The organism is Mesorhizobium sp. M8A.F.Ca.ET.165.01.1.1, assembly GCF_004792065.1.
Taxonomy (GTDB): domain Bacteria; phylum Pseudomonadota; class Alphaproteobacteria; order Rhizobiales; family Rhizobiaceae; genus Mesorhizobium.
In genome coordinates, this window is record NZ_SRTH01000002.1 from 393773 (window position 1) to 417650 (window position 23878).

The 23878-nt window shown below is 61.9% G+C and carries 27 protein-coding genes; 16 read left to right on the forward strand and 11 right to left on the reverse strand.

Features of this window, described 5'->3' with window-relative positions:
* Positions 1–31: 31 nt before the first annotated feature.
* The 6 genes from EN808_RS06500 (at position 32) to EN808_RS06525 (ending at position 7061) form a co-directional block, all read left to right on the forward strand.
* On the forward strand, positions 32–1681 hold the full coding sequence (locus EN808_RS06500) for an ABC transporter substrate-binding protein (protein WP_127278233.1): 1650 nt from the start codon (positions 32–34) through the stop codon (positions 1679–1681).
* A gap of 117 nt (positions 1682–1798) precedes the next feature.
* Complete coding sequence (locus EN808_RS06505) at positions 1799–3781, forward strand: FAD-dependent oxidoreductase (RefSeq protein ID WP_127869686.1); 1983 nt, start codon at positions 1799–1801, stop codon at positions 3779–3781.
* Positions 3782–3833: 52 nt separating this feature from the next.
* Positions 3834–4943, forward strand: a complete 1110-nt coding sequence (locus EN808_RS06510; RefSeq protein ID WP_127869685.1) for a mandelate racemase/muconate lactonizing enzyme family protein — start codon at positions 3834–3836, stop codon at positions 4941–4943.
* 124 nt (positions 4944–5067) lie between these two features.
* On the forward strand, positions 5068–5544 hold the full coding sequence (locus EN808_RS06515; RefSeq protein WP_135915396.1) for a DUF3828 domain-containing protein: 477 nt from the start codon (positions 5068–5070) through the stop codon (positions 5542–5544).
* Between the two features lie 4 nt (positions 5545–5548).
* Entirely contained in the window at positions 5549–6157 is a 609-nt protein-coding gene (locus EN808_RS06520) for a hypothetical protein (RefSeq protein WP_127280282.1), read from the forward strand.
* Positions 6158–6185: 28 nt separating this feature from the next.
* The gene (locus EN808_RS06525; protein ID WP_127869684.1) at positions 6186–7061 is read left to right on the forward strand and encodes an alpha/beta fold hydrolase; all 876 of its coding nucleotides are present in this window, start codon (positions 6186–6188) and stop codon (positions 7059–7061) included.
* Positions 7062–7068: 7 nt separating this feature from the next.
* On the opposite strand, the gene queF is transcribed toward EN808_RS06525, so the two are convergent.
* Positions 7069–7530 carry a preQ(1) synthase gene (queF, locus tag EN808_RS06530; RefSeq protein ID WP_127869683.1) on the reverse strand — a complete coding sequence of 154 codons (462 nt, stop codon included), beginning with the start codon at positions 7528–7530 and terminating at the stop codon, positions 7069–7071.
* A gap of 56 nt (positions 7531–7586) precedes the next feature.
* Between queF and EN808_RS06535 the strand changes: the two genes are divergently transcribed.
* Positions 7587–9632: an NADH:flavin oxidoreductase gene (locus EN808_RS06535; RefSeq protein WP_127869682.1), complete on the forward strand. Its 2046-nt coding sequence runs from the start codon at positions 7587–7589 to the stop codon at positions 9630–9632.
* A gap of 100 nt (positions 9633–9732) precedes the next feature.
* Here EN808_RS06535 and EN808_RS06540 read toward each other — a convergent pair whose 3' ends face one another.
* A complete protein-coding gene (locus EN808_RS06540) occupies positions 9733–10140 on the reverse strand; it encodes a hypothetical protein (RefSeq protein ID WP_127280021.1) in 408 nt (135 codons plus the stop codon).
* A 175-nt stretch (positions 10141–10315) separates the two neighbouring features.
* Between EN808_RS06540 and EN808_RS06545 the strand changes: the two genes are divergently transcribed.
* Positions 10316–10714, forward strand: coding sequence for a MarR family transcriptional regulator (locus EN808_RS06545; RefSeq protein WP_245525037.1), 399 nt, complete (start codon positions 10316–10318; stop codon positions 10712–10714).
* Between the two features lie 18 nt (positions 10715–10732).
* On the opposite strand, the gene EN808_RS36910 is transcribed toward EN808_RS06545, so the two are convergent.
* The 3 genes from EN808_RS36910 to EN808_RS06555 form a co-directional block, all read right to left on the reverse strand.
* Positions 10733–11149 (reverse strand): hypothetical protein, encoded by a 417-nt coding sequence (locus EN808_RS36910; RefSeq protein ID WP_245525038.1) that lies wholly within the window; start codon positions 11147–11149, stop codon positions 10733–10735.
* Complete coding sequence (locus EN808_RS36915; protein WP_245525039.1) at positions 11125–11472, reverse strand: polysaccharide deacetylase family protein; 348 nt, start codon at positions 11470–11472, stop codon at positions 11125–11127. Before EN808_RS36915 ends, EN808_RS36910 begins: the two co-directional genes overlap by 25 nt.
* Positions 11473–11545: 73 nt before the next feature.
* Positions 11546–13618: an EAL domain-containing protein gene (locus tag EN808_RS06555; protein ID WP_135915397.1), complete on the reverse strand. Its 2073-nt coding sequence runs from the start codon at positions 13616–13618 to the stop codon at positions 11546–11548.
* A gap of 35 nt (positions 13619–13653) precedes the next feature.
* On the opposite strand from EN808_RS06555, the gene EN808_RS06560 reads away from it, so the two are divergent.
* The 3 genes from EN808_RS06560 to tdh are packed head-to-tail and all read left to right on the forward strand — an operon-like array spanning position 13654 to position 16193.
* Positions 13654–13923, forward strand: coding sequence for a hypothetical protein (locus tag EN808_RS06560; protein ID WP_127280017.1), 270 nt, complete (start codon positions 13654–13656; stop codon positions 13921–13923).
* Positions 13924–13925: 2 nt separating this feature from the next.
* On the forward strand, positions 13926–15113 hold the full coding sequence (locus EN808_RS06565) for a glycine C-acetyltransferase (protein WP_135915398.1): 1188 nt from the start codon (positions 13926–13928) through the stop codon (positions 15111–15113).
* A gap of 45 nt (positions 15114–15158) precedes the next feature.
* Positions 15159–16193 carry an L-threonine 3-dehydrogenase gene (tdh, locus tag EN808_RS06570; RefSeq protein WP_135915399.1) on the forward strand — a complete coding sequence of 345 codons (1035 nt, stop codon included), beginning with the start codon at positions 15159–15161 and terminating at the stop codon, positions 16191–16193.
* 8 nt (positions 16194–16201) lie between these two features.
* On the opposite strand, the gene EN808_RS06575 is transcribed toward tdh, so the two are convergent.
* Together EN808_RS06575 and EN808_RS06580 are read right to left on the reverse strand one after the other, a co-directional pair.
* Positions 16202–16660: a hypothetical protein gene (locus EN808_RS06575; RefSeq protein ID WP_135915400.1), complete on the reverse strand. Its 459-nt coding sequence runs from the start codon at positions 16658–16660 to the stop codon at positions 16202–16204.
* A 78-nt stretch (positions 16661–16738) separates the two neighbouring features.
* Positions 16739–17188 carry a MarR family transcriptional regulator gene (locus tag EN808_RS06580; protein ID WP_127869676.1) on the reverse strand — a complete coding sequence of 150 codons (450 nt, stop codon included), beginning with the start codon at positions 17186–17188 and terminating at the stop codon, positions 16739–16741.
* Positions 17189–17281: 93 nt separating this feature from the next.
* On the opposite strand from EN808_RS06580, the gene hmgA reads away from it, so the two are divergent.
* The 4 genes from hmgA to EN808_RS06600 all read left to right on the forward strand — a co-directional run bounded on the left by hmgA (position 17282) and on the right by EN808_RS06600 (position 21122).
* Positions 17282–18595, forward strand: a complete 1314-nt coding sequence (hmgA, locus tag EN808_RS06585) for a homogentisate 1,2-dioxygenase (RefSeq protein ID WP_135915401.1) — start codon at positions 17282–17284, stop codon at positions 18593–18595.
* A gap of 11 nt (positions 18596–18606) precedes the next feature.
* On the forward strand, positions 18607–19461 hold the full coding sequence (locus tag EN808_RS06590) for an MBL fold metallo-hydrolase (RefSeq protein WP_189524078.1): 855 nt from the start codon (positions 18607–18609) through the stop codon (positions 19459–19461).
* Between the two features lie 88 nt (positions 19462–19549).
* On the forward strand, positions 19550–20563 hold the full coding sequence (locus tag EN808_RS06595) for a fumarylacetoacetate hydrolase family protein (protein WP_135915403.1): 1014 nt from the start codon (positions 19550–19552) through the stop codon (positions 20561–20563).
* 22 nt (positions 20564–20585) lie between these two features.
* Positions 20586–21122, forward strand: coding sequence for a DinB family protein (locus tag EN808_RS06600; RefSeq protein ID WP_127869672.1), 537 nt, complete (start codon positions 20586–20588; stop codon positions 21120–21122).
* Positions 21123–21140: 18 nt separating this feature from the next.
* On the opposite strand, the gene EN808_RS06605 is transcribed toward EN808_RS06600, so the two are convergent.
* The 3 genes from EN808_RS06605 to hppD all read right to left on the reverse strand — a co-directional run bounded on the left by EN808_RS06605 (position 21141) and on the right by hppD (position 22924).
* Positions 21141–21518, reverse strand: coding sequence for a type II toxin-antitoxin system VapC family toxin (locus tag EN808_RS06605; protein ID WP_135883622.1), 378 nt, complete (start codon positions 21516–21518; stop codon positions 21141–21143).
* Positions 21515–21739, reverse strand: coding sequence for a type II toxin-antitoxin system prevent-host-death family antitoxin (locus EN808_RS06610; RefSeq protein WP_023780515.1), 225 nt, complete (start codon positions 21737–21739; stop codon positions 21515–21517). Before EN808_RS06610 ends, EN808_RS06605 begins: the two co-directional genes overlap by 4 nt.
* Before the next feature lie 72 nt (positions 21740–21811).
* Positions 21812–22924, reverse strand: a complete 1113-nt coding sequence (gene hppD, locus EN808_RS06615) for a 4-hydroxyphenylpyruvate dioxygenase (RefSeq protein WP_135915404.1) — start codon at positions 22922–22924, stop codon at positions 21812–21814.
* 139 nt (positions 22925–23063) lie between these two features.
* On the opposite strand from hppD, the gene EN808_RS06620 reads away from it, so the two are divergent.
* Entirely contained in the window at positions 23064–23531 is a 468-nt protein-coding gene (locus tag EN808_RS06620) for an Lrp/AsnC family transcriptional regulator (RefSeq protein WP_135915405.1), read from the forward strand.
* Here the strand turns inward: EN808_RS06620 and EN808_RS06625 are convergent.
* Positions 23528–23866, reverse strand: a complete 339-nt coding sequence (locus EN808_RS06625) for a TIGR01244 family sulfur transferase (RefSeq protein ID WP_135863951.1) — start codon at positions 23864–23866, stop codon at positions 23528–23530. The two genes, EN808_RS06620 and EN808_RS06625, sit on opposite strands and share 4 nt — an antisense overlap.
* Positions 23867–23878: the final 12 nt, after the last annotated feature.

Sequence of the window (23878 nt, forward strand, 5' to 3'; positions counted from 1 at the left end):
ACCCGACGGGAACAACAAGGGAGGAATGGACATGACGATTTTCAAAAGCAACGGCGATCGTGTGCCGCAGGCTATCGAAGCGATGGCCGCGGAGGCGCAAGCAGGCCGTGTCGACAGGCGCGAATTCCTGGCGCTGGCCAGCGCGCTTGGGGCATCAACGGCATTTGCCTATGGCATGATCGGCCTTGCCGCGCCGACACAGGTTTTGGCCGAGGAGCCGAAAAAGGGCGGGACGCTGCACGTCTCGATGTCGGTCAAGGCGCAGAAGGATCCGCGCACTTACGACTGGGTGGAACTGGCCAACATCTCGCGGACCTGGCTGGAGCCGCTGGTGCGCTATACCAAGCAGTTTACCTTCGAGCCCGTGTTGCTCGAAAGCTGGGACATTAACGACGACGCCACCGAGTACACGCTGCATGTGCGCAAGGGCGTCACCTGGAACAATGGCGATGCCTTCAACGCCGATGACGTGGTGCACAATGTGACGCGTTGGTGCGAGAAGGGCGTCGCCGGCAACTCGATGGCGGCGCGCGTCGGTGCGCTGATCGATGCCAAGACCGGCAAGGCCAGGGATGGCGCCATCACCAAGGTCGATGACAACACGGTCAAGCTGAAGCTCAGCGAGCCCGACATTTCGCTGATACCCAATTTCACCGATTATCCGGCACTCGTCGTGCACCGCAATTTCGACGCCGATGGCGCCGATCCGATCAAGAAGCCGATCGGCACGGGAGCGTTTGAGCTGGTGTCTTACGACGTCGGCCAGAAGGCGGTGGTCAAGCGCCGCGAGAACGGCAAATGGTGGGGAGGCGAGGCGCCGCTCGACGGGATCGAATTCATCGATTACGGCACCGACTTCAACGCTACGGTCAATGCATTCGATTCCGGTGAAATCGACCTCAACTTCGAGTCGCCCGCCGACTTCATCGACATTCTCGACAAGATGGGGCTGCAGAAATCGGAGGTCGCGACCGCCACCACGCTGGTTGCCCGCACCAACATCACGCACAAGCCTTATGACGACCAGCGCGTTCGCAATGCCCTGCAGATGGCAGTCGACAACAATGCGGTGCTGCAGCTCGGCTATAATGGGCGCGGCACGGTCGGCGAGAACCACCATGTCAGCCCGATCCATCCTGAATATTATCCGCTCCCCAAGAAGGAGCGCGATGCCGCCGGCGCCAAGAAGCTGATGGCGGACGCTGGTCAGGCCGACTTCGAGCATGAACTGATTACCATCGAGGACGACTGGCAGAAGAACACCGGCGATGCGATCGCCGGCCAGTTGCGTGACGCCGGCATCAAGGTCAAGCGCACCGTGCTGCCGGGCTCCACCTTCTGGAACGATTGGACGAAATATCCCTATTCGATGACCATCTGGTACATGCGCCCGCTGGGCGTCCAGGTGCTGGCGCTGGGCTACCGCACCGGCGAGGCGTGGAACGAATCGGCTTATTCCAATCCCGATTTCGACGCCAAGCTCAAGCAGGCGCTCTCGCTGATCGATGTCGCCAAGCGCAAGGAGGTGATGAAGGATGTCGAGCAGATCCTGCAGGACTCCGGCGTCATCATCCAGCCGTTCTGGCAGAAGCTCTACAGCCATACGAACAAGAAGGTGAAGAACTACGGTGTCCACCAGACCTTCGAAATGGATCTCCAGAACGTCTGGCTGGACGCCTAGCTTCAAGGATCGTGGCAAAGCCGGCACCCCCGAGGTGTCGGCTTTCCGGCAAAGAGCGACTTGGGTTGCGAGCGCTGGCGCCCGGGTGCCGCCGCCAAGGCTTTGAAGGAGCGGTGCATGTCTGGGCGGGTCTTCAACCGGTTGTTCACGCCGGCTACTCTGCGCGGCAAGACGTTGCGCAACAGGATCGTGTTCGGAGCCCACACCGCCAATATGGCGGTGGAGGGGCTGCCGACCGCGCGGCATGTCGGCTATTACGCGGAACGCGCCATCGGCGGCGCCGGCATGATCGTGGTCGAGCCGATGCCCGTGCATCGGGCCGCCGTGCTGACACGCGGCAACTTCAGCCCTTCCGATGACCGCGTCATCCCGCATTTTCGCAAGGTGACAGAGGCGATCCGCGGCAACGGCGCCGTCGCCATCCAGCAGCTCTATCATGTCGGTCAGCACGCGGACGCGGACAACTCGTTCCATGCCGGCTGGTCGCCTTCCGGCCTGCCGAGTTATCACGACTCCGACGGCTCGCATCGGATGTCCGAAGCCGAGATTGAGGAAACGATCGACGGCTTTGTCCAGGCGGCGCGCCGCTGCCGCGAGGCCGGCTTCGACGGCGTCGAGGTCTGGGCGGCGTACCATTCGATGCTGGACCAGTTCTGGACGCCCTGGTCGAACCGCCGCGACGACCGGTGGGGCGGCAGCCTTGAAAACCGCACGCGGGTGAGCCGTGAGGTGATGACCAGGATTCGCCGGGAATGCGGCGATGATTTCATCATCGGTCTTGCGGTCAATGACGAACCGGAAGTCGAAGTGGCGCTGAAGCGCGAAGCGCTGGCCGAGATAATCGACCTCCACGACCGCGATGCCTTGATGGACTATGTGACTTGTGGAACGGGTTCCTACTTCGATTTCTACAAGATCATGCCGACCTTTGTTTATCCCGAAAAGCTCGGCGCGGATCTTGCGGCGGTGCTCAAATCCACCGTGCGCCACGCGCTGATCACCGCCGAAAGCCATATCCGTACCCCCGAGAACGCCGAGAGCGTGCTGAGCGAAGGCCGCGCTGACCTCGTTTCCATCGTGCGCGGGCAGATCGCCGATCCGCATCTGGCTGCAAAGGCTGCCGCCGGACGGCCGCAGGACATTCGCGGCTGCCTGTCCTGCAACCAGATGTGCTGGGGCCGGCGCAGCCGCGATTACTGGATCAGCTGCGTCGTCAATCCCTCGGCGGGGCGGGAATGGGAGTGGGGCGGAGATCGCTTCGCTCCGGCCGCCCAGCCGAAGCGCGTGCTGGTCGTCGGCGGCGGCCCGGCCGGCCTCGAAGCGGCGCGCGCCGCGGCCGAGCGCGGTCATCGCGTCACACTGGCCGAGGCTTCCGACCGCCTTGGGGGGCAGTTCCGTCTTGCCGGACTGCAGCCGCGCCGTGCCCAGATTCTGGATCTGATTAGCTGGTACGAGCGTCAGCTCGGCCAGCTTCAGGTCGACATCCGTTACGGGCAGTATGTCGAAGCCGATGATGTCGAGCACGAAGGCGCGGATCACGTCATCATCGCCACCGGCTCGATGCCGCCAGACGGCGCTTTCCAGCGGGCCTTGCCGCAGTGGGACAGCATTCCGGGCGGTGGCCCGGTGCTCTCGGCCGAGGCGGTGATGGCTCGTGAGGCGAGGCCGGGAAAAAATGTTCTGTTGCTGGACGATGGCGGCAATTGGAAAGGCTGCGGCACCGCCTGGAAACTCGCCGAGGACGGTCACGATGTGACGCTTGTGACCCCGGACGCCCTGGTCGGCAAAGAGCTTCAGCGAATGGCCGTCGACGCGCCGCTGCGCCGAGCGCTCGCCAAACTGCGCGTGCGGTTCGTGACCGAGAGCGCCATCGTGCACTGGGATGGCAGGATGGCCAGGATTGCTTCGCTGCTCGACGGGACCGAGCAGGAGGTCGAGGCCGACGCTTTGGTCTTCGCCGCCACCAGCATGGCGCAGCACAGCCTGTCCATCGAGCTCGAACGGCGCGGAATTGCGCATACCTCCATCGGCGATTGTACCGCCTCCAGACAGGCGGCATTTGCCATTCATGACGGGCGCAAGGTGGCGCTTGGTCTTTGATGATCGCGAAAGGCGCCGGACCAGGCAAGGCATGAACGGGGCTGATGTCTGAATGCGTATCCAGTCAATCAAAGTCTATCAGGTGCTTCTGCCTGTCAAAGGCGGTGCCTACCGGATGGCCAGTGATAGCGTGCGGAATTTGGACAGCACGCTGGTTGAAGTGACCACCGAGGATGGACTGTCAGGCTGGGGTGAGACGTGCCCGATCGGCCCTGTTTATCAGCCCCAACATGCGCTGGGCGCGAGAGCGGCAATTGCCGAAATAGCGCCTGGACTTGTCGGCGAGGATACAACGTCCATGCGCCGCCTCGCCAAAAGAATGGACGAGCGGCTGAACGGGCACAACTATGCCAAGGCGGCCTTGGATATAGCTTTCCTCGACCTCACCGGCCAGCGGCTGGGCGTCCCGGTCTCAGCCCTTCTCGGTGGTGCGCTCACCGATCGTGTGCCGTCTTACTACTCGACGATCGTCGGTGCTCCCGACGAGACCGCGCGTATTGCCGCCGATAAGGTCAACGCCGGATATGCACGGCTTCAGATCAAGATCGGCGGGCGGGATCTCGAACAGGACGTCGCCACCGTGCACAAAGTATGGGAGGCCGTTGGCTTCAAGGCCCGGATAGCCGTCGACGCCAATCGTGGCCTGACCGCTGCCGCGGCGCTGCACATCGATCGGCTTTGCCAGGCAATCCCATTCGTGTTCGAACAGCCTTGCAACACCATGGAGGAAGTGGCGGGTCTCAAGGGACGCGTTACACATCCGATCTATCTCGATGAGAATACCGAGGATTTGAATGCCGTGTTGCGGGCAGTTTCGTCAGGTATCGCGGATGGATTCGGATTGAAGGTCACCCGCCTCGGCGGCCTCACCAAGATGGCCACGGTCCGCGACCTGTGTGCGATACGATCTCTTCCGCACAGTTGCGACGACGCCTGGGGCGGAGACGTCATCGCCGCGGCCTGCGTGCACCTCGCCGCTACCGTCGAGCCGAGACGTTTTGAGGGAGCCTGGATCGCGCAGGAATACATCGAAGGGCATACCGATCCCGTAAACCCGATCGTGATCGAGAACGGGCATATACGCGTCCCGCAGATCCCAGGGCTCGGCGTCAGGCCTGAGCGCTCCCAACTCAACGCGCCGATCGCTACTTTCGGAGACTAAGGATCGTTGGATGTGATCTATGCAAGTAGACGAGCCACCCGAAGGCTTCATGAGCCGCAAAAAAGCCGATATGCACGATGCGTGGTATTGATTGCTTTCCGCAGCCAAACATTCGGGGAAGTCCATGAAACTGCTGCTCGCCGCCGTCTTGTCGATTGCCGCACCAGCCGCCGCATTGGCCGGTCCGGCGTCCGACGCCGTGAAGTTCTTCTATGTCCCGCAGGTCAAGTTCGAGGCCGACGCGCAATACCGCGATCGCTTCACCGAGCCGGTGACGAAACTGTTCGACCTCAACGACCAGGCGACCAAGAAGAATCCGGACCAGGTCGCCTGCATCGACTTCGACCCGGGCCTCGACGCGCAGGATTTCGACCAGGAGACCATCTCCAAGACCTTGAAATTGTCCGAGACGGTGGATGGCGACGCGGCACAAGTGGTGGCGAATTTCAGTCTCTTGCCGGAAGGAGACGATTCGCAGCGCGAAATGCACTGGTCGCTGAAGAAGGTCGACGGCAAGTGGAAGATATCGGACATTGCATCGAAGACCAGCGCCTGGACGCTGAGCCAGCTCGAATGCATGGCAGGCCAAGATCCGGAGTGATGCAATGGCCGGTCGCGCGCTCCTGTTATTGTCGGCCATGTGCCTGCTGGCGGCTGGCTTGAACGGCGCGGCTGCTCAGGGCCTGTTAGGCGCGCCGCCGGCAAATGCTCCGGCCGGGACCGCGCCCGATGACAGCGGCACGCCGCCGGCGACCGCGCCTGGCGGAGCTGCGGAGCCGGCGACGCCACCTGTCGCATGGCCGCCGAGCGGGCCCGCCACCCCCATCCAGCCGGGATCGCCGACAGCGGTTGTGCGGCCGTTCTACGATCAGGTCGGCCTGGAGATCGATCCGGCTCAGCGCGGCCATTTCATCGACCCGGCGAAAACCGTGCTCGACAAAAGCGATGCCTTGCGCAAATCCGGGCAGGGCGAGTGCCTGGACCCCAACATGGCGTTCGACAATGCGGACTATGACAAGGCCGAGATCGACAAGAGCCTGAAGACGCTCGAATCAATCAATGGCGATCAGGCCAAGGTCATCGTCGCCTTCGTCGTCGCCGGCAACCCGCACCGCCTTGAATGGAAGTTCAAGAAGGTCGACGGCGAATGGAAGATATCGGACCTTTTGTCGGTGACCGGCGAATGGGCGCTCAGCCAGTACCAGTGCGAATGAGCCGTCGTCAGCTTCCGGGTGGTCGGCAATGAAGCTTGGCGGTTTGCTCGCGATAGCGCTAGTCGGACTCGGCGCTGCCGCTTGCGTCGTCGATTGGCGGATCGGCACGATGCTGATCGCCCGCGAACCCTGGCAAGCTTTGGCGCTGCCCGGCGACTTGCCCGTCGAGCGCGTCGTGCTCGACCAGCCCGGCGCGCCCGAACTGGTTGGCTGGGTGGCCGATCGAAAGGGCAGTTGCGGTACGATCGTTCTACTGCACGGCCGCGGCGCCAACAGGCTCGCTTTGGTGCAAAGGGCAAAATTGCTGCTCGACGCCGGTTATTCCGTCATCCTGTTCGATCTGTCGGGGCACGGCGAGAGCGGCGGGGCCGTTCAAGGTTTTGGCTACAGTGAAGGCCAGGATGCGATCCGCATCATGGCCTTCGCCAGGCAAAGGTTTCCCGACCAGAAGCTTGGCGCCGTCGGCTCATCGCTTGGTGCCGCCGCTCTCGTCTTTGCCGCCCCGCAAGCGCCTGCCGATGCCTATGTGCTGGAGCAGCTCTACGCGACCTTGCGCGAAACAACGGCTTGGCGAATGCCTTTCCACTTCTGGCGCGGTTTCCAGGCCGACGTCCTGCTGGCGCAGATGCCGCTTCGCCTCGGGTTGAGCGCCGATGACGTCAGGCCGGTCGACCGTCTCGGCAAAATCGGCAGGCCGCTGATGCTGCTCGCAGGTAGCATCGATCCCTTCATCGATCGCGGTCAGGTACTGGCGCTGCGGAATGCTGCCGACGGCTCTCAACTGGTCTGGTTCGAAGGGGCAGGTCACGTTGACCTGCTGCGCTACGACCAGCCGCGCTATCGCGATGCTGTCCTCCCCTTCCTTGCAACAAGCCTTTGCCGGACCGGTGCCGGCAATGGCTGACATCAGCTCAGCCGCGCCCGCGATAGGGGGCGACGCCGGTGTCCGGCAGCCAGGCGCCCTCGGGCGGAGTGCCGGTCTGCCAGAAGACATCGATCGGAATGCCGCCGCGCGGATACCAATAGCCGCCTATGCGCAACCACAACGGCTTGGTCGCGGCCACGATGCGACGGCCGATCATCACCGTGCAGTCTTCATGGAAAGCGCCATGGTTGCGAAACGAGGTCATGAACAGCTTGAGCGACTTCGATTCCACCAGGGCCGCGTCGGGTGCGTAGTCGATGACGATATGGGCGAAATCCGGCTGTCCGGTCACCGGACAGAGCGAGGTGAATTCCGGGACGGTGAAACGCACGATCGCCGGCGGTCCGTCACCGCGCTGAAACGGCACGGTTTCCAGGACCGCAGCTTCGGGACTCTGTGGCGTCTCGACGTGCGTGCCGAGTTGGGTGAGATTTTTGGTATCGATCATGAGCGGTTTCCTTGGATTTGCCGCTCATTAGCACAAATTAAAACGGCAGGAAGACGATGACGAGCAACGACCCGCTTCTCCAACCCTACCAGCTCAAGCATTTGACGCTGAAGAATCGGGTGATGTCGACCAGCCACGAGCCGGCCTACTCGGAGGACGGCATGCCGAAGGAGCGCTATCGGCTCTACCATGCCGAAAAGGCCAAGGGCGGCATGGCGCTGACCATGACCGCCGGCTCGGCCATCGTTTCGCGCGACAGTCCGGCCGCCTTCGGCAATCTGCACGTCTATGACGACCGCATCGTGCCGTGGCTGGCCGAACTCGCTGACGCCTGCCACGAGCATGACTGCAAGGTGATGATCCAGATCACCCATCTCGGCCGCCGTACCGGCTGGAACAAGGCCGACTGGCTGCCGGTGCTCTCGGCCTCGCCTGTGCGCGAGCCGGCGCATCGTGCTTTCCCCAAGACCATAGAGGAGTGGGACATCGAGCGCATCGTCGCCGACTATGCATCGGCCGCCCAGCGCTGCCAGGCAGCCGGTCTCGACGGCATCGAGTTCGAATCCTACGGCCATCTGATGGACGGCTTCTGGTCGCCTGCCACCAATCATCGCGACGACGAGTATGGCGGTTCGCTCGACAACCGGTTGCGCTTCACCAACATGGTGCTCGATGCGGTGCGGGCGGCGGTTGGCGACAAATTCGTCGTCGGCATCCGCATGGTCGCCGACGAGGATTTCGAGAAAGGCCTGTCGAAGGAGGAGGGCGTCGAGATCGCCAGGCGACTGGCCGGCTCCGGCAAGGTCGATTTCCTCAACATCATCCGTGGCTCGATCGAGACCGACGCGGCACTGACCAAGGTCATCCCGGTGACTGGCATGCGGTCTTCGCCGCATCTCGATTTCGCCGGCGAGGTGAGGGCGGCGACGAAATTCCCGACCTTCCACGCTGCGCGCATTTCCGACGTCGCCACCGCGCGCCACGCGATCGCCACCGGCAAGCTCGACATGGTCGGCATGACGCGTGCCCACATCGCCGATCCGCACATCATCAAGAAGGTGATGGAGGGCCGCGAGCACGAGATCCGTCCCTGCGTGGGCGCCACCTATTGTCTCGACCGCATCTACGAGGGCGGCGAGGCGCTGTGCGTCCACAATGCGGCGACCGGCCGCGAGGCGGATATTCCGCACGTGATCGCCAAGACGGAAGGGCCCAAGCGTAAAGTCGTGGTCGTCGGCGCAGGGGCAGGCGGACTGGAGGTGGCGCGGGTCGCGGCCGAGCGCGGCCATGAAGTAACGATCCTGGAAGCATCATCACAAGCGGGTGGGCAGGTCCGTCTGGCGACCCAGAACCCGCGCCGTAAGGAATTGATCGGTATCATCGACTGGCGTCTGGCCGAACTCGACCGGCTCGGCGTCGAGATCCGCTACGACACATGGGCAGAGAAGGACGACGTCCTGGCCCTGGCCCCTGACGTGGTGGTCGTCGCCACCGGCGGACTGCCGCAGAACCCGCCGCTGGCCTCCGGTGACAATCTCGTCACGTCGAGCTGGGACATCATGGCCGGCAGCGTCAAGCCGGCCGAGAATGTTCTTCTCTTTGACGACAATGGCGGCCATCAGGGCATGGGCGCGGCCGAACTGATTGCCAACAGCGGCTCGAAGCTGGAACTGGTTTCACCGGAGCGGTTCTTCGCCCCCGAAATGGGCGGCATGAACCACGTTCCGTACATGCGGGCCTTCCAGGAAAAGGGCGTCACCATCACCATCAACACGCGCCTGCGCTCGGTGCGGCGCGAGGGCAATCAATTGGTCGCTGAACTCGCTTCGGACTTTGCCGATGGCTGGCACGGCGAACGCAGGGTCGACCAGGTTGTGGTCGAACACGGCACGCTGCCGCTCGACGATCTGTATCTGTCGCTGAAGCCGTTGTCGAAGAACACTGGGGCGGTCGACTACGAACGTCTGGTCAATGGAGGCGACGTTTTTCCCCAACGCAACCCCGAAGGGGGCTTCGTGCTGTTGCGCATCGGCGACGCGGTTGCCTCCCGCAACATCCACGCCGCCATCTATGACGGGATCAGGTTCGGGATCAGGATTTGATTACGATCAGGTGGCGCGCAACGGCCTTTGCAAGGAGAGCCACCTGCCGCTCTGGTCCGTTGCGCGCCGCGCATGATCGGCTTTCACCGGCCGTGCGATTCTAAAACAATTTGGCGGTCGCCATGCAAAGTACGGTGATGACCAGCAGTCCGCCGGCGATGCGTTCGCCCCTGGTCATTTTCGCGCGCAGCTCCGTTTGGGTCGCTGCATCGGCGCCAGCGAGCTGCCTGCTGGCGGAGCCCACAAGCGCGCCTTGCACACCGGCGGCGATTAGCGCCGTCAAAATGCCGAGCGCCAGTACCTTCTCCATCGAGCCGAAAGCACCCTCATGAAAGAAATACCAGAGCAGCAATCCGGTCAGAAAAGCCAAACCGGCCGCGCCCATTTGCGGCCGGAAGAACCGCTCTGCTCGGATGTCCGGATCGCGGGCAACCGCGATGGTCGTGCCAGCCCAGAATACGCCGGCCATGACGTGCAGGCCGATGACGACGATATAAACATATTGCATGACTGCATTCCTCTCATTCGCCCGCCGCCTATGCGCCGCAACCATGCCGCGATGCCATCAATAAGACAAAGTTAGATATCTAACGGTTAGATGTCAATCATGAAGCCGAGTTTCACGTTCCCACTGCTTGCTCTACTGTCAGATCATGACACCGTTTGAACGCCCGCCGGTTGGTATGAACCTTGGCCGTACCGCCAAGCTTGTCGCACAGGCTTTCGACGCCGCCTTGGTTGAAGCAGGCGGCACATTGCCGGTCTGGCTCACGCTGCTGTCGGTCAAGTCGAGCGAGCTTGCCAATCAACGCGAACTTGCCGGCATGATCGGCATCCAGGGTGCGACGCTGACCCATCATCTCAATGCGATGGAGGCGCAGGGCCTGCTGACGCGGCGGCGCGATCCCCTCAACCGCCGGGTTCATCTGGTCCGGTTGACGGAGGCGGGAGAAGCGCTGTTCGAAACGTTGCGGCAAGCAGCACTTGTCTTCGACAAGCGGCTTCGCACAGGACTACCCGACGAGCGTCTCGCGGAGTTTGCGCGGGTGCTGGCCGTATTGCGGGAGAATGTGGAGAGCTAGGAGTGCCGACCTGTTGGCTTAGTTATCATAGCTCGGGATTGTTCCAAACGCATAGTGGCGCAGTTTCAGTGCGGTGATCAGCTTGGTCAGTTGCGTCTTGCCGTCAAAGCCGTCCTGGAACATCTGGTCATGCATCAAAAGGATCAGCTTGCCGGGCTTGGCAAAGTGGCCGTAGCCGAACAAATGATCGATCTCGCTGACCAGATGATCGACGCTCTGGACCGGCTCACCGCTGTCCTTGTGCACCCACTCGTGGTCCCATCCATAGAGATAAAAGCCGGACGCCGCGACGAACTCATAGTCGGGGTCCTCGCGCCCGGCTTGCGCCTGCCCAAGCGAATTGTCGTTCTTCGACATCGAAGGCAGCCGGAACACGTCGCGCCCCGGCAGGCGGGCGTGCACCGCGGGCTTCAGGCCCAGAACGGCATTGGCCATGAGCATGTCGGCAACCACGCCTTCCGTATCGCCATAGAAATGCCGGTAGGATTGTAGGCGTGACTGTAGCTGTGGTTGCCGATCGTCACCAGCGGCATCGCCTTGGCGCGCCGCACCAACGCCTTGTTGGACGCACTGGCCTCGGCATGCATGCCGACCATGAACAGCGTTGCCGGAACCTGCGCCGCCTCCAAGACGTCGAGGATGTTGCTTGTGCCGTTCAGAGGACCGTCGTCGAAGGTGAGGTAGATGGTGCGATCCGCGCCATGGGCCGGCAACGCCGACATCAACATGGCTGCCAGGGCAAGCCGAAAGAATGTCATGGGCCACTACCCGTTTGCGATCAGGACAGGCCGCCATTTCATCGGCTGGTTGTCAAGCCAGGCCCGGCTCCGCCTACGCCAGGCTTCCCTGCAATACCGTCAGCCTGGCCTTCTTCGGCATGCGGGCGGTCAGCCATTCCAGCGCCTTGTCATGCGGCATCGGGAAGGCGATGGAATAGCCTTGCACCTGGTCGCAGCCGATCGCCATCAGCGAGTCGAGCTCCGCCTCGGTTTCGGCGCCCTCGGCGACGATGGAGATGCCCAAACCCCGTGCAAGTTCGGTGATGGCGCGCACGATCTTTGAGTTGTCGCCATTTTCGTGGATGTTCTGGACGAAGCGGCGGTCGATCTTGAGCCGGTCGATCTCGTTGGGATTGACGTGGCTGAGCGACGCATAGCCGGTGCCGAAATCGTCGAGTTCCAGATGGACGCCGGCCGCCCGGATGTGCCGCAGCTTGGCCGCGATGCCTGTCTTCTCGTCGTCGAGGATGACGGATTCGACGATTTCCAGCGACAGTTTCTGCGGCGGCAGCCCGGCTCTCTCCAGCGTGTCGAACAGAAACGCATCGAAATCGTGCTCACGCAACTCGGTGCCCGAGACGTTGACGGCAAGCCGGCCGAAGGCAATGCCGGCACGGTTCCATTCGGCGGCTTCGTTGATCGCCTTGCTGATCACGATGCGGCCGATCTCCGGCATGAAGCCGCATTTCTCCGCGACCGGGATGAATTCGCCCGGCGAGATCATGCCGCGCTCGGGATGGTTCCAGCGCACGAGGGCCTCTATGCCGCTGATGGTGCCGTCGGTTAGCGAAACCTGTGGCTGGAAATAGACCTGGAACGCTCTTTCGGAAATGGCGACCTTGATGTCGTGTTCGAGCTGCTTGCGGTAGTCGAGTTCCCTTCGCAGTTCCTCGGAGAAGAACGAGAAGTTGCCGCCACCCATCTTCTTGGCGGAATAAAGCGCCAGATCGGCGTGGACCAGCAGGTCTTGCGCATTGTCGGCGTCGATTGGATAGACGGCGATGCCGCCGCTGGCGCCCGGAAGAATGGTGGTGCCCTGGAACACGATCGGCTCGTTGATGTGCACCAGTATGCGCCGTGCCAGCATGTTGATGTCCTCGGTGCTGCCGGCTCCGTTGAGGATCATCACGAATTCGTCGCCACCAAGCCGCGCGCACAGATCCGACGCCCGGCAGGAATCGCGCATGCGCTGTGCCGTCACGACCAGGACATAGTCACCGGCGGCGTGGCCCAGCGTATCGTTGATCTGCTTGAAGCGGTCGAGGTCGAGCTGGACCACGGCCAGGCGCTCGCGCCGGCGATGCGCGCCTTTGATCAGCGTCTCGAAATGGTCGGTCAGGAAGGTGCGGTTGTGCAGGCCCGTCAGGCCGTCATGCACCGCGATGAAGGCCATCGAATTGCGAGCGTCGACCAATTCACGCGTTTTGCGCAGGATCGCGTTGGACATCGGCCTGAAGATGAACAGCGCCACCAGCAGGATGACGCCGAGGGTGGCATAGAACAGCGTGCGGTGGAGAGTGAGCAACTTTTCGGAGCGCTCGTCGGCGTCGGCACTGATGCGCTGGCCGAGCGCGGCATAGCCCGACAGCGTGGCATTGGCGACAGAGGCATCGAGGTTGACGCGTTCGGCGCCGCCCTTGTAGCCGCCATTGTCGCCAAGGTTGAGCTGCGATTCCAGTGCAGAGATCAGACGATCGCCGTTGGCGATCAGGCCAACCGAGAAATAGTCGAGATGGAAGGGTTTGGCGAAAAGCACGCTCTCGATCGACTTCGGATCGAGCTTGGCAGGCGATTGCGGATCCGCGCCTGTCTGCTTGAGCAGCAGATCGTAGTTCGTCTCGAACTCCGCCGTGGCCTGCTTCAGCGCGCTGACCAGCGCCGGCTGCTTGTCGCGCGAGGCGACGCCTGTCGCGCTGGCAAGGAAGACGATGCGCTGGGACAACGTCTTCTGCGTGCCGACGATGTCGAGCAAGGTGTTGTTGTGCTGCTGCGTGGCCATCGTCTGCTGCAGCAAAACGAAGGAGGCTGCCACCATGGCGGCAATGATGAGCAGCGCCAGCCAGTAGCCAGCCTTGATCAGCAGTATGAGCTTGCCTGAAACGGTTTGCACCGGCTGCTGAGACATGTTCGGGGGCGGCCCTCTCGCCAACGGATTTCTGTATGAGCACCATTGAACTGCAAACGTTAACAGGACCGGAAGTCGACGGCTGGCCGGCAAGGGGGAGGCGCGGAAAGATCGCGAAATGGTTATCGGGTTCTTTCGCGGCCGGCCCGCATTTGAGCATTCGTCAATCCATGCGTGCCGGATGGTCGCTTGGGCAATGTCCATCGCGTCCCCCTGATGCTGCCCGGCCACCTGATCCGGTCGCTTTTGCGATGGATTTTTTGCGCGGGCCGGACGACAGTCTGCCCACGTCAAACGAGGCCTGATCATGACCGCAGCATTTCTCTCCCATATCGACAGTGAGCTTGCAGGGCTGAAATCCGCCGGCCTCTACAAGTCCGAGCGGGTGATTTCCTCGATGCAGTCGGCCGAAATCGAGGTGGGCGGCGAGAAAGTGCTGAATTTCTGCGCCAACAACTATCTCGGCCTCGCCGACAGCGCGGACCTGCGCGCTGCGGCCACGCAGGCGCTCGACCGCTACGGCTACGGCATGGCGTCGGTGCGCTTCATCTGCGGCACGCAGGAGGAGCACAAGCAGCTCGAGGCGACGATTTCATCCTTTCTCGGCCTGGACGACACGATCCTTTATGGCTCTTGCTTCGATGCCAATGGCGGCCTGTTCGAAACGCTGCTGAGCGAGGAGGACGCGATCATTTCCGACGCGCTCAACCACGCCTCGATCATCGATGGGGTCCGGCTGTCGAAGGCCAAACGCTTCCGCTATGCCAACAACGACATGGCCGATCTGGAAGCGCGATTGAAGGAAGCGAAGGATTGCCGCTTCCGGCTGATCGCCACCGATGGGGTGTTTTCCATGGACGGCATCATCGCCAATTTGAAGGGCGTCTGCGATCTCGCCGAAAAGTACGATGCCATGGTCATGGTCGATGACAGCCATGCGGTCGGCTTCGTTGGCAGGAATGGCCGTGGCTCGGCCGAGCATTGCGGCGTCGAGGGCAGGGTGGACATCATCACCGGCACGCTCGGCAAGGCGCTTGGCGGCGCTTCCGGTGGATATACCTCGGGCAAGAGGCAGGTCGTCGACTGGCTGCGCCAGCGCTCGCGGCCCTATCTCTTTTCCAATACGCTGATGCCGGCGATCGCCGGCGCCTCGATCAAGGTGTTCGAGCTGATCCGCAATGGCGATGCCTTGCGCGAGCGCCTATATGCCAATGCGGCGCGGTTCCGGTCTCAAATGGGCAAGCTTGGCTTTACTTTGGCCGGGGCTGATCATCCGATCATACCGGTGATGCTGGGCGATGCGACGCTGGCGCAGGAGATGGCGGCGCGCATGCTGAAGCGCGGCATCTATGTCATCGGATTCTCGTTCCCGGTGGTACCGAAAGGCCAGGCGCGCATCCGCACCCAGATGTCGGCGGCGCATTCCAGCGCCGACATCGACCGCGCGGTGGAGGCCTTCGGTGCCGTCGGCAAGGAATTGGGCGTGATTTCCTGAGCGTCGAAAAGCGATTCCGGATCAAGAGATTCAAGGGACAAAAGAATGTCGAACATGATGAAGGCGCTGGTGAAGGCCAAGGCCGAGCCGGGCATCTGGATGGAAGAGGCGCCGGTGCCGGAAATCGGCCCCAACGACGTGCTGATCAAGGTCAAGAAAACGGCGATCTGCGGCACCGACGTCCACATCTACAATTGGGACCAGTGGGCGCAGAAGACGGTGCCGGTGCCGATGGTGACCGGCCATGAGTTCGTCGGTACCGTCGCCGATTTCGGCGCCGCGGTCACCGAATACAAGGTCGGCCAGCGCGTCTCGGGCGAAGGCCACATCGTCTGCGGCCATTGCCGCAACTGCCGCGCCGGGCGAGGGCATCTGTGCCGCAACACGCTCGGCGTCGGCGTCAACCGTCCGGGTGCTTTTGGCGAATATCTGGCCATTCCGCAGCACAATGTCGTGCCGATCCCCGACGACGTGCCGGACGAGATCGCGGCCATCTTCGATCCCCTTGGCAATGCCGTCCACACCGCATTGTCCTTCGACCTGGTAGGCGAGGATGTGCTGGTCACCGGCGCGGGGCCGATCGGCATCATGGGGGCGTTGGTGGCGCAGTGCGTCGGCGCACGCAAGGTCGTCATCACCGACATCAACCCGGTGCGGCTGGCGCTGGCGAAGAAGCTCGGCGTCCAGCACGTCGTCGACGCCTCGAAGGAAAAACTGCGCGACGTCATGCCGGCGCTCGGCATGACCGAGGGGTTCGACGTCGGGCTGGAAATGTCGGGCGCCGCGCCCGCCTTCCGCGACATGATCGACACCATGAACAATGGCGGCAAGATCGCCATCCTCGGCATCGCGCCGACCGGCTTCGAGATCGACTGGAACAAGGTCATCTTCAAGATGCTGCATCTGAAGGGCATCTATGGACGCGAGATGTTCGAGACCTGGTACAAGATGATCGCGCTGGTGCAAGGCCCGCTCGATGTGACCGGGCTGATCACGCATCGCATCGGTATCGATGATTTCCAGTCGGGTTTCGACGCGATGCGCAGCGGCAGTTCGGGCAAGGTGGTGATGGATTGGTAGGCGGCCGCCTACCCATCTTTGCAAATGCTGAATGAGTTTGTGACCTTCATATCAAGCTTGGCATCCCAACTCTTGATCATGAGATTGCGGGCGATATGGGCCAATTCGTAAGATGCGGTCCGAAGGTCGTCGAAAGGCAGGGCAGGGATTTCAGCCTGCTTCGTCGGCGGTATGATCTCCCCCAACTTTACCATGCAATTCTCGACACGAACATCTTCGACCAAACTCAACGGACCCCAGTAGAGAGTCCAGAAGCGTGAACGAGCGTTCTTCCAGACAGCCGGATCTGTGGTATTCGCTAGGGTTGAAACGGTTTCACTGGCTTCAAACAACAGCCTGGTCTGCTTTTTAAGGAACGGCTCGCGATTTGCCTGGGCCTGTTTGTCAGAATATTGCCAGATACCGAGCAAAACGGTCGCGATGCTAATCGCCCAAGGGACAAATGTCTTCCAATCAAGGTGGTCCATCACGACCTCTCCAAGCGGAAAGAAATACCTCGACTTTATGACCGTATAGCGAAAATGAAAATGGTCTTGCCCGCTATTTCAGAATTGCGCTTCGAGTTTCGCGATAGCTGCGAGAATTAGGGAGCGGTCCGATAAATCGAGCCGCGCTAGCAACTGTGACTCGAACGCCTTCGCCAACGGCACCATTTCGCGATATGCGGCAAGGCCCGCTTTGGTCAGCGTCAGATGCTCGACGCGCCGGTCGCTCTCATCCGGCGCGCGGGTCAGCCAGCGCCGCCGTTCGAGTTCCGCGACGGCACGCGAGACTTTGGTCTTGTGCATGGCTGATTGCTCGCCAAGCGCCGTCGCGGTCATCGTGCCGCGTTGTCCCAAGCCCGACAGCGTGCGCCATTCCGGTCGGGTCAGCCCCAGGCGGTCGCTGTAGATTTTCGAGAATTCCCGGCTGACCGCATCCGCAAGCCGGTAGAGCCGGTAAGGCAGGAAACTTTCCAGCTCCAGGATCTCGGGATCGGTCGCTTTGCTCGTCATGTTTCAGCGCTCGCATATGTCTCGCGTCGCCATTGATAGTTACATTTTCGATGGTTACAAATGAAACCAGTTTGGTCAATCCGGGAGGAAGCGATGGCCTTTTCCTATATGCCGGGCTTCGGCAACGATTTTGAGACCGAGACATTGCCCGGTTCGCTGCCGCAGGGGCGAAACTCGCCGCAGCGGCCGGCCTACGGCCTCTATGCCGAGCAGCTTTCCGGCTCGCCCTTCACCGCGCCGCGCGGCACCAATGAGCGTTCCTGGCTCTATCGCATCCGGCCAAGTGTCAAGCACACCGGCCGCTTCAAGGCAGCCGGCTACCCGCTGTGGAAGACTGCCCCCAATGTCGGCGACCACGAACTGGCGCTTGGCCAGTACCGCTGGAATCCGGTGCCGATGCCGAAGGAGCCGACCGATTTCATCCAGGGCATGCGCAGCATCACCACGGCCGGTGACGTGCTCGGGCAGACCGGCATGGCCGCCCATGTCTATGTCGCCAATCGCTCGATGGTCGATGATCATTTCTTCAATGCCGACGGCGAATTGCTGGTCGTCCCGCAGGTGGGCAGCTTGCGGCTGGTCACCGAGATGGGCGTCATCGAGCTTCGACCCGGCGAGATCGCCGTGCTGCCACGTGGCCTCGTCTTCAAGGTCGAACTGGCCGACACCGAAGTGCGCGGCTATGTATGCGAGAATTACGGCGCCAAGCTGACACTGCCTAACCGCGGCCCCATCGGTGCCAATTGCCTGGCCAACCCACGCGACTTCAAGACGCCCTGCGCCTGGTTCGAGGAGAAGGAGACGCCGTGCCGGCTGATCGTGAAATGGTGCGGCAATTTCCATGTCACCGAGATCGGCCATTCGCCGCTCGACGTGGTGGCTTGGCACGGCAACTACGCCCCTTACAAATATGATCTGGCGACGTTTTCGCCGGTCGGCGCGCTGCTGTTCGACCATCCCGATCCATCGATCTTCACCGTGCTGACGGCGCCGAGCGGCGAGGAGGGCACCGCCAATATCGATTTCGTCATCTTCCCGCCGCGCTGGCTGGTGGCGGAAGATACGTTTCGGCCGCCCTGGTATCACCGCAACATCATGAGCGAGTTCATGGGTCTGATCCACGGCCAGTACGATGCCAAGGAGGAAGGCTTCGTTCCCGGCGGCATCAGCCTGCACAATCTGATGCTGGCCCACGGCCCGGATGCGCCTGGCTTCGAAAAGGCCTCGCGCGCGGACCTGAGACCGGTCAAGCTCGACAACACCATGGCCTTCATGTTCGAGACCCGCTATCCGCAGATGCTGACCCGATACGGTGCCGAACTGGAAACCCGGCAGGACAATTATATCGACTGCTGGGCCGACCTGAAGAAGCGCTTCAACGGCACGCACGAGGGCGACTGGTCTTGAGCGGTAATTCAATGCCGGATCGGCTGGTGCTGTTGGGCTCCAAAGGCGGCCCTGCGCTACGGCCGGGCGGGCCGTGGCCGAGTTCGTCGCTGCTCGAGATCGGCGGGCGGGCCATCGTCGTCGATTGCGGGCTCGGCGTCACGCGCGGCCTTGTCGATGCCGGTGTCAGCCTGAAGGCGCTCGACCTGATCTTCATCACGCATCTGCATTCCGACCATGTGCTGGAACTGGGTCTGCTGATCCACACCGCCTGGACGGCCGGATTGGCGACGCCGGTCAGCGTGTTCGGCCCGCCCGGCACCGGCCATTACTGGCGGCGCTTTTGTCAGGCGATGGAATTCGACATCGAAATCCGCATCGTCGACGAGGGCCGGCCTGATATTCGCGAGCTGGTTTCTGTCGAAGAATTCGGCGAAGGCCATGTGGTCGAGCAGCGCGGCCTGAAGGTGACGGCGCTGCGCGTCGACCATCCGCCGGTGACCGACTGCTTTGCGCTGCGCTTCGAGCATGGCGGCAAGAGCGTGGTGTTTTCGGCCGATACAGCCTTCTTCCCACCGCTCGCCGATTTCGCCGAAGGCGCTGATATCCTCGTCCACGAAGCCATGCTGGAGGAGGGGATCGAGCGGCTGGTTGCCAGGACCGGCAATGGCGCGCGGCTCAGGGAACACCTGCTCGCCAGCCACAGCTTTGCCGAAGAGGCAGGCCGCATCGCCAGCGATGGCGGCGTGAAGAGACTGGTGCTCAACCACCTCATTCCGGCCGACGACCCCCAGATTGGCGAGACCGATTGGACTGCTGCCGTCAGGAAAACATGGGCCGGCGACTTGACGATCGCCCGCGACGGCCTTGTTGTGGAGCTAGCATGATCCCGAAAGTGGAAACCGGTTTTCGGAAAAAGATCATGTGTAAGAAAAGCCAAAGCGGCACCAAGGCCGCCTCAGGAGAGGGAACCGCATGAAGCTTGCCACACTGAAGGATGGGACGCGCGATGGAAAACTCGTTGTCGTTTCGCGCGACCTGACACAGTACACAGACGCCTCGTTCCTGGCGCGCACGCTGCAGGCGGCACTCGACGACTGGCGCAGGATCTCGCCGCATCTCGCGACAATCGCCGAATCGCTGGAGAACAGTGCGATGCCGGCGGCTCGCTTCCACGAGCACGACGCGCATTCGCCGCTGCCACGCGCCTATCAATGGGCCGACGGCTCCGCCTATGTGAACCATGTCGAACTGGTGCGCAAAGCGCGCGGCGTCGAGATGCCGGCAAGCTTCTGGACCGATCCGCTGATCTATCAGGGCGGCTCGGACTCCTTTGTTGCGCCGCGCGATCCGATCCGCATGGCCGACGAAGCCTTCGGCATCGACATGGAGGCCGAAATTGCCGTCATCGTCGACGATGTGCCGATGGGCGCCAGCCTCGATGAAGCGCGCGCCGCGATCCGGCTGGTCATGCTGGTCAACGATGTCACGCTGCGCGCGCTGACCGGCCCGGAACTCGCCAAGGGTTTTGGCTTCTTCCACTCGAAACCGTCCTCGGCCTTTTCGCCGGTCGCGGTGACGCCGGACGAACTGGGCGACGCCTGGGATGGCGGCAAGGTCAGCCTGCCGCTGCTCGCCGACATCAACGGCAAGCCGTTCGGCCGCGCCAATGCCGGTGTCGACATGACCTTTGACTTCCCGGCACTGATCGCTCACGCCGCCCGCACAAGGCCGCTGGTATCAGGCACCATCATCGGCTCGGGTACGGTGTCCAACAAGCTCGACGGCGGCCCGGGCAAGCCTGTGTCGGCCGGCGGCGCCGGCTATTCCTGCATCGCCGAACTGCGCATGATCGAGACCCTCGCGAGCGGCGAACCAAAGACGCCGTTCCTGCGCTTCGGCGACACGGTACGCATCGAGATGAAGGACAAGGCCGGGCATTCGATCTTCGGTGCCATCGAGCAGAAGGTCGAGAACTACCAGAGATAGAGGCTAGGACAGATTTTCAGCGATGAATCTTCTGGATCATCTGCGCCGCATGGCGGGCAACAATCTCTGGTCGAACGACCGGCTCTATCGCGCAGTGCTTGCTCTGAAGCCCGGCGAGTTCGAGGCTGAGCGCACCAGCTTTTTCCCGTCGGTCAAGGCCACGCTCAATCATGTGCTTGCGGTCGATTATCTCTATCTGGACTTTCTCGAAGAGGGCGGTGTCGGTGCCGCTGCCCATGATGACTTCGTGCCTTTCGACGAACCACAGGAGCTTTTTGCCGCGCAGGTCGCGGCCGACCGGCGGCTGATTGCCTTCTGCGATGGCTTGTCGGAGAGCGATCTAGATCGCCGCGTCATCACCGACCGGCGCGAGGACGGCATGATCCCGGAAAAGATCGGCAATATCCTGGCGCACGTCTTCCTGCACGACATCCACCATCGCGGCCAGGTCCACGCCATGCTGTCCGGCACCTCCGTCGCGCCGCCGCAACTCGACGAGTTCCTGCTCGATTATGATGTCAGGGTTAGGCGGGACGAGGTTGAGAGGCTTCGGTTGTGAGACCAGGTCCTTCGCTAGTCATGTCACAGCCACATCATAATGGGCGAAATGCGGGTCGGATGTGAGGATGGTCAGATTTTCCACTTGCGCCTGCGCAATCAGCAGTCTGTCGAACGGATCACCATGGTGGCGAGGTAGGCCACCAACGGCGTTCGCGTGCTGTAAGGTTACGGTGAGCGGCTGAAATCGCATCCTTGGAAGCAGCGCCGGCAGATCGTCCGGCGCGTTGAGCTTTCCGATCGAACGTTTGATGGCAATTTCCCAAACGCTCGCCGCGCTCACGAACACCACCGCTTCCGAAACCAGGATGGCGCGGTGATGCTCGCTGAGACGTCGGTCGTCCGAAATTGACCAGAGGATGATATGTGTGTCGGCGAGGAAGGGGCCGACCGTCATTTTACGTACTCGTCCCATTCAGGACCGAGTTCGTCAAAATCATCCGCAATCCAGATCTTGCCCTTCAAAGCGCCGATACGCGGCAGAGGTTCGGCCACCGCCGGAGGTACAATGCGCGCCGCCACCTTGCCGTGGCGCGTAAGAACGATCTCCTCACCTGCTTCCGCGCGGCTGACAAGTTCCGACAGTTTGGCCTTGGCTTCGGCGATGGAAACATTCATGTGCTCGATCCTTTATGACTAGAATTTAGGTCATAATCGACCGAGCGGCAAGTGTTCCTGTGTTAGACCGGCCTATTCCGCCGCCTGTACCTTGATCACGCCGCGCTTGATTTGATCCTGCTCGATCGACTCGAACAAAGCGCGGAAATTGCCCTCGCCAAAGCCTTCGTCGCCCTTGCGCTGGATGAACTCGAAGAAGATGGGCCCGATCACGGTCTTGGAAAAGATCTGCAGCAGGATCTTGGTCATGCCGCCATCGACCACGCCTTCGCCGTCGATCAGGATACCGTGCTTCTTCATCCGCTCGATCGGCTCGTCATGGCCGTTCACGCGGTCATACGACATGTCGTAATAGGTCTCGGGCGGGCCGGGCATGAATTTCAGCCCGTTCTCGGCGAGCTTGTCGGTGGCGGCGTAGATCTCGTCCGTGCCAACCGCGATGTGCTGGATGCCTTCGCCATTGTACTTCTTCAGGTATTCGGCGATCTGGCTGGTCTCGTCCTTGGATTCGTTGAGCGGAATGCGGATCTTGCCGCATGGCGAGGTGATGGCGCGGCTGACCAGGCCGGTGATCTTGCCGTCGATGTCGAAGAAATGGATCTGCTTGAAGCCGAACAGATTGCGATAAAAGTCCCACCACTTGTCCATCTGGCCGCGATAGACATTGTGGGTCAGGTGGTCGAGGAAATAGAAGCCGACGCCTTGCGGCCGCGGGTCGCGCGCGCCGAGCCATTCGAACTCGGCGTCATAGGCCGAGCCTTTCTTGCCGTAGCTGTCGATGAAATAAAGCAGCGAGCCGCCGATGCCGACAATGGCAGGCACGTCGAGCGCCTTGTCGTCGCCTTCATAAGGCGTGGCGCCCTTGGAGACGGCATGCTCGAAAGCATGTTTGGCATCGACCACCCGCCAGGCCATCGAGGCAGCACAAGGGCCATGCTTGTCGGCGAACTTCATCGCGTGCGAGCCGGGCTCGGCATTGACGACATAGTTGATGTCGCCCTGCCGCCAGACGGTGATGTCCTTGGTGCGATGCCTGGCCACCGCCACATAGCCCATGCGAGTGAAGAGCTCGGCCAGCTTCTGCGGCTCGGGATGCGCGAATTCGACGAACTCGAACCCATCGGTGCCGGCAGGGTTGTCCTTGCTGATCGTGGCAGGCGGGGCGTCGTGCGGGAAGGGACCCATGATATTCCTCCGAAAATCTCGTTTGGCCTGAAAGGGCCATTTGAAACCATGATAGCGTGGAGCCTATGCATGGTGCTTGCATTCAAACGCTTGAAATGATGATGTCATGCGTGAAGCATGCATGATTAGAGAAAAAACCATGGATGAGACGCGCATCGATCAGTTTGACCGCAAGATAATGGCTCTTTTGCAGGGCGATGCCCGGCTCACCAATAACGACCTTTCCGAAAGGGTGAACCTGTCGGCGTCGCAATGCTCGCGCCGCCGCCAGCGGCTGGAGGAGGATGGCTATATCAAGGGGTATCGCGCCGTACTCGACCGCGACATGCTCGGCTTCTCACTGGTCAACGTCATCTCGGTGACCCTTGCCACCCACAACCGTGACAACGCGCGGCGCTTCGGCGAATTGGTGGCGCGACTGCCGGAAGTGCAGGAGGCGCATGCGCTGACCGGCGAGATGGATTATATCCTGAAGGTGGTGACGCCCGACCTCAAATCATTGTCCGAGTTCGTCAACGGCGTGCTCCTGCCGCATGAATCCGTGCAGCATGTGAAGACGGCGATCGTGCTGGAGACGCTGAAGGAGACCGGCGCGCTGCCGATCTAACCCTTCGACTGCTGGATCAGCCCATACAGATTGGTGCATCGGGCGCCGGAGCGGCAATAGGCGAACACCGGGCCCTCGAGCTCATCCAGCGCCTCGGCCTGGTCTTCGACATTCTCTTGCGTGATCTGGCCGCTGATGACCGGGATGTAGCGGAAGGCGAGACCGGCGGCTTCAACCGTGGCTTTGAGCGTGTCCGCCGAAGGCTGGCCGGGCTGTTCGTCATCCGGCCGGTTGCAGATGACGCTCTTGAAGCCGGCTTCCTTGATGGCGGCGACGTCTTCGGGCTGGATCTGGCCCGAGACCGAATAGTCTTCGCTGATTTCGCGGTATTCCATGACGATGTCCTC

Coding starts and splice junctions, on each gene's coding strand:
- EN808_RS06500 (WP_127278233.1), top strand. CDS start 32: ATGACGATTTTCAAAAGCAACGGCGATCGTGTGCCGCAGGCTATCGAA.
- EN808_RS06505 (WP_127869686.1), top strand. CDS start 1,799: ATGTCTGGGCGGGTCTTCAACCGGTTGTTCACGCCGGCTACTCTGCGC.
- EN808_RS06510 (WP_127869685.1), top strand. CDS start 3,834: ATGCGTATCCAGTCAATCAAAGTCTATCAGGTGCTTCTGCCTGTCAAA.
- EN808_RS06515 (WP_135915396.1), top strand. CDS start 5,068: ATGAAACTGCTGCTCGCCGCCGTCTTGTCGATTGCCGCACCAGCCGCC.
- EN808_RS06520 (WP_127280282.1), top strand. CDS start 5,549: ATGGCCGGTCGCGCGCTCCTGTTATTGTCGGCCATGTGCCTGCTGGCG.
- EN808_RS06525 (WP_127869684.1), top strand. CDS start 6,186: ATGAAGCTTGGCGGTTTGCTCGCGATAGCGCTAGTCGGACTCGGCGCT.
- queF (WP_127869683.1), bottom strand. CDS start 7,530: ATGATCGATACCAAAAATCTCACCCAACTCGGCACGCACGTCGAGACG.
- EN808_RS06535 (WP_127869682.1), top strand. CDS start 7,587: ATGACGAGCAACGACCCGCTTCTCCAACCCTACCAGCTCAAGCATTTG.
- EN808_RS06540 (WP_127280021.1), bottom strand. CDS start 10,140: ATGCAATATGTTTATATCGTCGTCATCGGCCTGCACGTCATGGCCGGC.
- EN808_RS06545 (WP_245525037.1), top strand. CDS start 10,316: ATGAACCTTGGCCGTACCGCCAAGCTTGTCGCACAGGCTTTCGACGCC.
- EN808_RS36910 (WP_245525038.1), bottom strand. CDS start 11,149: ATGGCCAATGCCGTTCTGGGCCTGAAGCCCGCGGTGCACGCCCGCCTG.
- EN808_RS36915 (WP_245525039.1), bottom strand. CDS start 11,472: ATGACATTCTTTCGGCTTGCCCTGGCAGCCATGTTGATGTCGGCGTTG.
- EN808_RS06555 (WP_135915397.1), bottom strand. CDS start 13,618: ATGTCTCAGCAGCCGGTGCAAACCGTTTCAGGCAAGCTCATACTGCTG.
- EN808_RS06560 (WP_127280017.1), top strand. CDS start 13,654: ATGAGCACCATTGAACTGCAAACGTTAACAGGACCGGAAGTCGACGGC.
- EN808_RS06565 (WP_135915398.1), top strand. CDS start 13,926: ATGACCGCAGCATTTCTCTCCCATATCGACAGTGAGCTTGCAGGGCTG.
- tdh (WP_135915399.1), top strand. CDS start 15,159: ATGTCGAACATGATGAAGGCGCTGGTGAAGGCCAAGGCCGAGCCGGGC.
- EN808_RS06575 (WP_135915400.1), bottom strand. CDS start 16,660: ATGGACCACCTTGATTGGAAGACATTTGTCCCTTGGGCGATTAGCATC.
- EN808_RS06580 (WP_127869676.1), bottom strand. CDS start 17,188: ATGACGAGCAAAGCGACCGATCCCGAGATCCTGGAGCTGGAAAGTTTC.
- hmgA (WP_135915401.1), top strand. CDS start 17,282: ATGGCCTTTTCCTATATGCCGGGCTTCGGCAACGATTTTGAGACCGAG.
- EN808_RS06590 (WP_189524078.1), top strand. CDS start 18,607: ATGCCGGATCGGCTGGTGCTGTTGGGCTCCAAAGGCGGCCCTGCGCTA.
- EN808_RS06595 (WP_135915403.1), top strand. CDS start 19,550: ATGAAGCTTGCCACACTGAAGGATGGGACGCGCGATGGAAAACTCGTT.
- EN808_RS06600 (WP_127869672.1), top strand. CDS start 20,586: ATGAATCTTCTGGATCATCTGCGCCGCATGGCGGGCAACAATCTCTGG.
- EN808_RS06605 (WP_135883622.1), bottom strand. CDS start 21,518: ATGACGGTCGGCCCCTTCCTCGCCGACACACATATCATCCTCTGGTCA.
- EN808_RS06610 (WP_023780515.1), bottom strand. CDS start 21,739: ATGAATGTTTCCATCGCCGAAGCCAAGGCCAAACTGTCGGAACTTGTC.
- hppD (WP_135915404.1), bottom strand. CDS start 22,924: ATGGGTCCCTTCCCGCACGACGCCCCGCCTGCCACGATCAGCAAGGAC.
- EN808_RS06620 (WP_135915405.1), top strand. CDS start 23,064: ATGGATGAGACGCGCATCGATCAGTTTGACCGCAAGATAATGGCTCTT.
- EN808_RS06625 (WP_135863951.1), bottom strand. CDS start 23,866: ATGGAATACCGCGAAATCAGCGAAGACTATTCGGTCTCGGGCCAGATC.